The sequence below is a fragment of the Halomonas sp. genome (assembly GCF_031581305.1).
Lineage (GTDB): Bacteria > Pseudomonadota > Gammaproteobacteria > Pseudomonadales > Halomonadaceae > Halomonas.
Map to the genome: position 1 here is coordinate 1 of NZ_JAVLBC010000142.1, position 8,227 is coordinate 8,227.

The window sequence follows — 8,227 nt, forward strand, 5'->3', positions numbered from 1 at the left end:
GGGTGACGTTGGGCCGCGACTCGTAGATGATGCCGATGACCCCGAGGGGAACGCGCATCTGGCCGACCTGGATGCCGCTGGGGCGCGAGCGCAGGCCGTCGATCTCGCCGACCGGATCCGGCAGGGCGGCCACCTGGGAGAGCCCCTCGATCATGGCATCGAGGCGCGCGTCGTCCAGGGCCAGGCGGTCGAGCAGGGCCGCCTCCAGGCCGCTCTCGCGCCCCCGGGCCAGGTCGCGGGCGTTGGCCGCCAGCACCTCGCTGCGAGCCTGATCGAGGTGCTCGGCCATGGCCAGCAGGGCGGCGTTCTTGGCCGCGGTGTCAACGCGGCGCATGCGCGTGGCCGCCTCGCGGGCGCCCTGCCCCAGGCGCTGCATGTAGGCGTCGACGTCGCCGGTATCGGGGATCGCGGAGTCGTGGTCAGAGCGGGAGGCTTGAGCTGTCATGCCGATGCGTGTCTCCTGGGGCCGGCGCCGCCGCGACAAGGGCGATGCTGGCGTTATACTGTGCCGTAAATCGGGAAGGGAATCATAGTAAGCCACCATGCAGACCAAGTACAAAGTCGGGCTGCTGCGCGGTAACCTGCTGGTCGCGGCAGTGCTGTTGGCCTTGATGGCCATCGACACGACCACCCTGACCGAGGCCCTGTTGCTGTGGCTGGCCGGGGCCTGGCTGGCCATCACCGCGCTGCTGCTCGCCTTCAACCATCGCCGCCCCGCCACGGTCCCGTGGCAATTGCTGCCCGGCCTGCTGCTCGCTGCCCTGCTGTGGGTGGACCCGGAGCGGCACGTCACCTGGCTGTGGGCCTGGGCGGTGCTGCTGATGCTCCCCCAGCCCCGCTGGATTCTGCTGCTCGAGGCCCTGCTGGCCCTGGCCACCTGGTGGCCGCTGCGCGAGCTGCTGGGCCTCGAGCAGTGGGCCCTGGCCGGCCTGCTGCTCGTGACCCTGATGCTGCTGGGGCTCTCCCGGGCCCTCGACCTGCGGGCGCTACGCCAGACCACCCTGCGACGAGCCCGCCTGGTTCCCGGACTGGCGCTCTGGCCCGGTGACAGGCTGGCCGATGATCTCGTCCTCGAGCGTGGGCGCAGCCAGCGCGAGGACGCGTATACCGAGTTGCTGCTGCTGCACACCCCGCGACACCGCTGCTGGTCACTGGCCCATCGGCTCTGCCGGCTGACCCACAGCTTCGAGCCCTGCTACCGCCTCGACCCGCAGACCCTGGCCGTGATACTGATCAGCCGCAACCGCCGCGAGGCCGAGGAGCGTCGCGAAGCGCTATGGCGACACCTCGAGATCAGGGGACCGGGCCGGGCGGCCGCCCTGTCCGACCTGGTATCGCTTGAGGCGGAGCGACAGGCCCTGGCCCGGCAGTCGGCAGGCCTCCAGGCCTCGGGAGAAGCGGCCGATGCCTGAACATCGTTACCGATTCCTGAGACTGTACGCGGCATGGTACGCCAGCGGCGCGCTGCTGCTGCTGGGCATGGCCCTGTGGCTCTACCTGATGGGCGAGTACGCGCGCATTCCCCTCCCTGCTGCTCTCGCGCTGCTGATGCTGGTGGCCACCCTGCTGAGCATGACGCGTGAGGATCACTCGCGGCTGGCCGCCTATCTGGTACTGATCTGCGGTTACCTGCTGATCGCCGTCGAACTGCCTCGGCAGTCGGGGCTGCCATCGCTCTGGATGGGGCTACCGCCGGTCCTCACCCTGTTGCTGCTGCCGCTGGGCCCGGCCATGCTGCTCAACCTGGCACTGGCGCCGGTGTGGCTGGCACTGCTCGGCAATGGCCTGCTCGACCGAGACATGCTGCTGGGCTATCTGACACTGGTGGTCGTGACGGCCCTGATCCCCTGGGAGCAGGTCCGCCAGCACGCCCTGCTGAGGGCCACCGACCCTCGCGACCCCGAATGCCCGGCAGTGGGCCGTGAGACCCTGCACGAGCGGCTGGCCGGCGAGGCCGAGCGCGCCACCCTGCTGGGCCAGCCGCTGGCCGTGGTACTGATTCACCTGCCCCAGTGGGAAATGGCGGGAGAGCAGTTCGGGACCCGGGCGCGACAGGCCCTGCTGGAATGCCTCTGCCAGACCGTCGTCAGCCGCAGCCGCGACCATGACATCCTGGGCCGGGAGGGCCCGGCGGATTTCTGGCTAGTGCTCCCGGACACTACCGAGAGCGGCGCCCTGCTGGTGCAGCAGCGACTCGGCCAGGCCCTCGAACAGGCCACGCTGATGGAGACCGGCCCGATGGAGGCGCGACTGCGGCTCTGCCGACCGCGCCCGGGAGAGGCCTGGCAGCAATTCGAGCGGCGCCTGCAGGCCGTCAGTCAGTCGCTGGCCGATGGCTGACCGGCACGCCACCCAACGCACGCCAAGGCAACGGAGCACCCCTTGAGCATCGCCGATACTCTCTTCCAGCTGGCGCCCTCGACGGGGCTGTTGCTGCTGATCATCGCCGCCATCGCCCTGGCGGAATCCCTGGCGCTGGTGGGGCTGCTGGTGCCGGGCGTGGTGCTGATGACCGCCGCCACCTCGCTGGCGGGACACCAGGACCTGTCCGTGAGCCCGGTGCTGGTCGCCGCCTTTATCGGCGCAGTGGTCGGCGACGGCCTGAGCTTCCTGCTCGGCTATACCCAACGCGAGCGGGTGACTGCCCTGTGGCCGCTGTCACGACATCCCGAGTGGCTGGCGCGGGGCGCCCGTTTCTTTCAGCGCCACGGCCCGCTGTCGGTGTTCCTGGGCCGCTTCGTGGGCCCGGTAAGGCCCGTGGTACCGCTGATCGCCGGCATGCTGAGGATGTCACCCCGGACCTTCACCTGGGCCAACCTGGGCTCGGCACTTATCTGGGCACCGACCTATGTGCTGCCGGGCTACCTGCTGGGACAGACCTGGCAGCAGCTGCTGGATCTCCCCGAGGGGCTCAAGCCCTGGCTGGTCGCCCTGGGCGTGCTGGTGGTCATCCTCGCCGTGACCTTCTCCTGGTGCCGCCACCTGGTGACCCGCGACGGGCTCGCCTACCGTGGCTTCGCCTGGCTGTCGCGGCGAACGCCGCTGGGCAGGCGCCTCTGGCGGCTGCTTGCCCCGCCCCATGAGGAGGAGCCGCCCCTGGCCTCCTGGCTGCTGCTGCTCCTCTCCCTCGCGTCCCTGTCGGCCTGGACCCTGGTGGTGATCCAGCTCGAGGGGCCATTGGTCATGGACCTGCGTCTCGCGGAACTGCTGAAGGGACTATCACTGCCGGGCCTGGCCGCCTTCGGGCAGTTGATGGCCGAGGCCGGCGACCTGCTGGGCGTGCTCGCCCTCTGTCTGCCCTGGGCGGCCTGGCTGTTGTGGCGACGCCAGTGGCCGGCCTTCTGGCACATCGCCGGCGGGCTCCTCGGCATCGCGTTGCTCAACACCCTGCTCAAGGCGGCCATCGGGCGGGCACGACCGGAGACGCCGGCCCACCTGGCCGATTCTCTCTCCTATCCCAGCGCCCACACTTCGACCGCCGTGGTGCTGTTCGGCATGGCGGCGGCCTTCGCCAGCCGTGAGCTGCCTCACGGCCGGCGCTTTCTGGCTTACTGGGCCGCCATCGCCGTGATTCTGCCGATGGCCCTGTCACGCCTGCTGATCGGGGTGCACTGGCTCAGCGATCTGATCGGCGGTGCCCTGCTCGGCCTGGTGGTCTGCGCCCTGGTCCAGCTGGCCTGGCAGCGGCAGCCCCGCCCACGCCTCGGTCCCTGCCCCTGGCATTTGCTGGGTGTCGCCTCGCTGGTGTTGGTTGCAGCCCGGATCGTCTGGCTGCCGCCGGTGTAAGCTGGAAGCTGGAAGCCGTAAGCCGTAAGCCGTAAGCCAGGATCTCGTCTCCCAGACTCACGACCAGGGTTTTCGTTACAGCTTAAAGCTTATCGCTTACAGCTCCCGGCCGGAGGCCGGGTCACCCCAGGGCCAGCCAGAGCCCCACGCCGACCATCAGGGTGCCGGCGACGCGATTGAGCAGCCGCACGTTGTCGCTCTCACCGAGCAGCCGGCGCAGGGTGCGTCCGCCGGTGGCATAGAGCAGCAGGCAGAGGAATTCAATGCAGAGGATCACCGCGATCAGCGCCACCAGCTGGATGATCAACGGGCGAGAGGCATCCAGGAAGGGCGGCAGCAGGGCCATGAAGAAGGCCCAGCCCTTGGGATTGGCCACGGCGGTGACCAATCCCTGCAGAGCCAGCTGGCCACGGGCGGCGGGCGGTGCCGCTTCCAGCGTCAGGGGAATGGCCATGCGCCCCCGCGAGCGCCACATCATCACGCCCAGGTAGCCGAGATAGGCGCCGCCCAGCCACTTGAACAGTGCGAAGAGCTCGGGCTGGCGCAGCATCAGGGCCGCCACGCCGGCACCGGCGGCGAAGGCCACCAGGCCCACGCCCACCAGCTCGCCCGCCATCATCCACAGGGTGCGCCGCACGCCCTGGGTCATGCCCAGCACCATGGCCAGGGTCATGCACATGCCGGGCGTGAGCGAGACCAGCAGGAAGGTCGGCACGAACACCGACAGCAGGGCCAGGCTGACCATTCGCGAAACCTCCATGTCAATTGGCTGTGAAGCGCCCCCTACTGCTGGTCGCCGCCCGGGGCCGTTTTGTCTTCCCGCTTCAAGCTTATGGCTTCAAGCTCCCGGCGAAGCCGGGTCCCCCCAGCGGGGCATCAGGTCATGGGTGATACCCAGCTGATTGAGGATCCGCGCCACGATGAAGTCGACCAGGTCGTCTACCGACGTCGGCTGGTGATAGAAGCCTGGCGCGGCGGGCAGGATCACCGCCCCCATGCGGGTCAGGGCGAGCATGTGCTCCAGGTGGATCGCCGAGAAGGGCGCCTCGCGGGGCACCAGGATCAGCCGGCGCCGCTCCTTGAGCGCCACGTCGGCGGCGCGCTCGATCAGGTTGTTGCTGGCGCCGGTGGCAACTGCCGAAAGCGTGCCGGTGCTGCAGGGACAGATCACCATGGCCGAGGGCGCGCCGGACCCCGAGGCGACCGGCGCCATCCAGTCCTCACGACTGAAGCAGCGGATCTGCCCGGGGACCGCCCCGCTGCGTTCGCCGAGGGCCTCGGTCAGGCGGGCAGGATTCGCCGGTAACTCGACATCGGTCTCGGTGGCGATCACCAGATGGGCGGCCTTGGAGATCATCACCCAGACCTGATGCTCGGCCGCCACCAGCGCCTCGATCAGCCGCAGACCGTACTGGGCCCCGGAGGCGCCGGTCAGGGCCACCGTGACCGGGTCACGCAGCTCAGTCGGCATGGGCCACCTCCAGCGCCGCCAGCAGCTTCTCGTGGATACCACCGAAGCCGCCATTGGACATCACCACGATACGGTCCAGTGGCCGTGCCTCGGCAACCAGGGCCGCCACCAGGCCATCAAGGTCGTCGAGCAGGCGGGCCGGCACCGGGCTCGCCTCAAGCACCGGTGACAGCGACCAGTCCAGTCCCGGCGGCTGAAACCAGTAGGCGGCATCGGCGGCGGCGACGCTTGCCGCCAGCCGGTCGCGCAGCGTTCCCAGCCGCATGGTGTTGGAACGCGGCTCGATCACCGCCAGCAGACGCCCTCGCGGCGTCGCGGCCCGCAGCCCCTCAAGGGTGGCCGCGATCGCCGTGGGGTGGTGGGCGAAGTCGTCGATGACCTCGATCCCTGCCACCTCGCCACGCAGCTCCTGGCGCCGTCGGGGCGTCGCGAAACGCGACAGGGCCGCACAACCGCGGGGCAGGTCGACACCGCAGGCGTGAGCCGCGGCCAGGGCGGCCAGGGCGTTGCGCGCGTTGTGGGCACCGGTCAGCGCCCAGTCGACCACCGCATCCTCGTTCACCTCGACGTCGCCATCGTGGCGCTCATGGATCACCCGGAAACGCGAGGCATCCTCGCGTTCGAGTACCAGCCGCCAGGGGCTGTCGGATGCCTCGCCGAAACGCACCACCGGGGTCCAGGCGCCCCTCGCCAGCACCCGGTCCAGTGCCGGCTCGCCGTCGGCGACCAGCAGGCGACCCCGTCCGGGAACGGTACGTACAAGGTGGTGGAACTGGCGCTCGATGGCGTCCAGGTCGTCGAAGATGTCGGCGTGATCGAACTCCAGATTCCCCAGGATGGCGATCTCGGGGCGGTAGTGGACGAACTTCGAGCGCTTGTCGAAGAAGGCCGTATCGTACTCGTCGGCTTCCACCACGAAGGGGGCGTCGTGGGCGCCAAGCCGCGCCGAGATGCCGAAATTGCGCGGCACCCCGCCGATCAGGAACCCCGGGGCGAGCCCCGCCGACTCCAGCAGCCAGGCCGCCATGCTGGCCGTGCTGGTCTTGCCATGGGTGCCGGCCACGGCGATTACCCGCCGTCCGGGGAGCACTTCCTCGGCCAGCCACTGGGGGCCGGAGATGTAGGGGAGATCCTCGTCCAGGACCGCCTCGACCTCGGGATTGCCACGGGAGAGGGCATTGCCGATCACCACCCGGTCCGGGCGCGGCGCGAGGTTGTCCGCCGAGTACCCTTCGCGCAGGGCGATGCCCGCCTCCTCGAGCTGGGTGCTCATGGGCGGATAGACATTGGCATCCGAGCCACTGACGGTGTGGCCCAGCTCGCGGGCGAGCAGCGCCAGGCTGCCCATGAAGGTGCCGCAGATGCCGAGGATATGAAGGTGCATGCGTTCTCCGGGAACTCGTTGCGCCGCTGGCCGCAGCAAGGTCTGCGCGAGACTAGCATGCCCCCCTCGCCGCGCTCCAGCCGCCAGCGTCCGTTGAGCCCCTCTGGGGTCAGACCCCGGCCATGCCGCCAGGCCCGTCATGGCGTGCTTATCCAGCAATATCGCCCACCGCCGGGGTTTGACCCCAGAGGGCCCGGGTGCAGCCCATGCCACTTTCGGCTAGACTCACGGGCTTTTGGAACCCTCGATGTGATCAGGAACAGGTAAGCCCCATGGCCCAGCACAACGCCTTCTACGCCCAGTCCGGCGGCGTCACCGCCGTGATCAACGCCAGCGCCTGCGGTGTGATCGAAGCCTGCCGCCGCCATCCGGACCGGATCGGCAAGGTCTATGCCGGCCACAACGGCATCATTGGCGCCCTCACCGAGGATCTGATCGACGTCAGTCAGGAGTCCGACGAGAGCATCGCGGCGCTGCGCCATACGCCCGGGGGGGCCTTCGGCTCCTGTCGCTACAAGCTCAAGGACATCGAGACCCACCGCGCCCAGTATGAGCGGCTGATCGAGGTCTTCAAGGCCCATGACATCCGCTACTTCTTCTATAACGGCGGCGGCGACAGCGCCGATACCTGCCTCAAGGTCTCGCAGCTTTCCGAGAAGCTCGGCTATCCGCTGACGGCCATTCACGTGCCCAAGACGGTGGACAACGACCTGCCGATCACCGACAACTCCCCGGGTTTCGGCAGCGTGGCCAAGTATATCGCCACCTCGACCCTGGAGGCCTCGCTGGACATCGCCTCGATGTGCGCCACCTCCACCAAGGTGTTCGTGCTCGAGGTAATGGGACGCCACGCCGGCTGGATCGCTGCCGCCGGGGCCCTGGCCGGCCAGGGTGAGGGCGAGCCGCCCCACCTGGTAATCTTCCCCGAGGTGCACTTCGACCGCGCCAGGGTAATGGCGCGAGTGGAGGAATCGGTCAAGAAGTACGGCTACTGCGTCATCGTGGTCTCCGAGGGCGCGCGCTACGAGGACGGCACCTTCCTCGCCGACTCCGGCAACACCGATGCCTTCGGCCACCGCCAGCTGGGCGGCGTAGCACCGACCCTGGCTGGCATGGTCAAGCAGGACCTGGGCTACAAGTACCACTGGGCCGTGGCTGACTACCTGCAGCGGGCCGCTCGCCACCTGGCCTCGAAGACCGACGTCGAGCAGGCCTACGCGGTGGGCGAGAAGGCCGTGGAACTGGCCATCGGGGGCAAGAACGCCATGATGCCGACGATCAAGCGCGTCAGCGAAACCCCCTACGAGTGGCGCATCGAGGCGGCCCCGCTGGCCGAGGTGGCCAACCGGGAGAAGTTCATGCCGCGCGAGTTCATCCGCGAGGACGGCTTCGGCATCACCGAGGCCTGTCGACAGTATCTGTCGCCGCTGATCCAGGGCGAAGACTTCCCGCCCTTCGAGAACGGCCTGCCGAAGGTGGCGCACCTCAAGCTGGCCCGGGTCGAGCACAAGCTGCCGGAATTCACGATCTAAGCGCCGAGCGCCGAGCGCCGAGCGCCGAGCGCCGAGCGCCGAGCAGGATGTTGC

At 69.2% G+C, this 8,227-nt stretch carries 7 protein-coding genes and 1 pseudogene; 4 read left to right on the forward strand and 4 right to left on the reverse strand.

Going from position 1 to position 8,227, the window contains the following annotated elements; all coding sequences use genetic code 11:
* Nucleotides 1-445, reverse strand: a pseudogene (locus RI841_RS11875) (gamma-glutamyl-phosphate reductase); the annotation flags it as partial.
* A gap of 97 nt (nucleotides 446-542) precedes the next feature.
* Here RI841_RS11875 and RI841_RS11880 point away from each other — a divergent pair.
* From RI841_RS11880 to RI841_RS11890, 3 genes are read left to right on the forward strand one after another with little or no spacing between them, the layout of a single operon-like run.
* Nucleotides 543-1,412: a hypothetical protein gene (locus RI841_RS11880; RefSeq protein WP_310705810.1), complete on the forward strand. Its 870-nt coding sequence runs from the start codon at nucleotides 543-545 to the stop codon at nucleotides 1,410-1,412.
* Entirely contained in the window at nucleotides 1,405-2,340 is a 936-nt protein-coding gene (locus RI841_RS11885) for a diguanylate cyclase domain-containing protein (protein ID WP_310705811.1), read from the forward strand. The genes RI841_RS11880 and RI841_RS11885 overlap by 8 nt, the downstream gene beginning before the upstream one ends.
* A gap of 42 nt (nucleotides 2,341-2,382) precedes the next feature.
* Nucleotides 2,383-3,786, forward strand: a complete 1,404-nt coding sequence (locus RI841_RS11890; protein WP_310705812.1) for a bifunctional DedA family/phosphatase PAP2 family protein — start codon at nucleotides 2,383-2,385, stop codon at nucleotides 3,784-3,786.
* A 121-nt stretch (nucleotides 3,787-3,907) separates the two neighbouring features.
* On the opposite strand, the gene RI841_RS11895 is transcribed toward RI841_RS11890, so the two are convergent.
* The 3 genes from RI841_RS11895 to mpl all read right to left on the reverse strand — a co-directional run bounded on the left by RI841_RS11895 (nucleotide 3,908) and on the right by mpl (nucleotide 6,641).
* Nucleotides 3,908-4,531, reverse strand: coding sequence for a LysE family translocator (locus RI841_RS11895; RefSeq protein ID WP_310705813.1), 624 nt, complete (start codon nucleotides 4,529-4,531; stop codon nucleotides 3,908-3,910).
* A gap of 93 nt (nucleotides 4,532-4,624) precedes the next feature.
* Nucleotides 4,625-5,257, reverse strand: a complete 633-nt coding sequence (locus RI841_RS11900) for a flavin prenyltransferase UbiX (RefSeq protein ID WP_310705814.1) — start codon at nucleotides 5,255-5,257, stop codon at nucleotides 4,625-4,627.
* The gene (gene mpl / locus RI841_RS11905; RefSeq protein ID WP_310705815.1) at nucleotides 5,247-6,641 is read right to left on the reverse strand and encodes a UDP-N-acetylmuramate:L-alanyl-gamma-D-glutamyl-meso-diaminopimelate ligase; all 1,395 of its coding nucleotides are present in this window, start codon (nucleotides 6,639-6,641) and stop codon (nucleotides 5,247-5,249) included. The genes RI841_RS11900 and mpl overlap by 11 nt, the downstream gene beginning before the upstream one ends.
* A 272-nt stretch (nucleotides 6,642-6,913) precedes the next feature.
* On the opposite strand from mpl, the gene RI841_RS11910 reads away from it, so the two are divergent.
* Nucleotides 6,914-8,173 carry a 6-phosphofructokinase gene (locus RI841_RS11910; protein ID WP_310705816.1) on the forward strand — a complete coding sequence of 420 codons (1,260 nt, stop codon included), beginning with the start codon at nucleotides 6,914-6,916 and terminating at the stop codon, nucleotides 8,171-8,173.
* The last annotated feature ends 54 nt before the right edge of the window (nucleotides 8,174-8,227 follow it).

Coding starts and splice junctions, on each gene's coding strand:
- RI841_RS11895 (WP_310705813.1), bottom strand. CDS start 4,531: ATGGTCAGCCTGGCCCTGCTGTCGGTGTTCGTGCCGACCTTCCTGCTG.
- RI841_RS11910 (WP_310705816.1), top strand. CDS start 6,914: ATGGCCCAGCACAACGCCTTCTACGCCCAGTCCGGCGGCGTCACCGCC.
- RI841_RS11900 (WP_310705814.1), bottom strand. CDS start 5,257: ATGCCGACTGAGCTGCGTGACCCGGTCACGGTGGCCCTGACCGGCGCC.
- mpl (WP_310705815.1), bottom strand. CDS start 6,641: ATGCACCTTCATATCCTCGGCATCTGCGGCACCTTCATGGGCAGCCTG.
- RI841_RS11880 (WP_310705810.1), top strand. CDS start 543: ATGCAGACCAAGTACAAAGTCGGGCTGCTGCGCGGTAACCTGCTGGTC.
- RI841_RS11885 (WP_310705811.1), top strand. CDS start 1,405: ATGCCTGAACATCGTTACCGATTCCTGAGACTGTACGCGGCATGGTAC.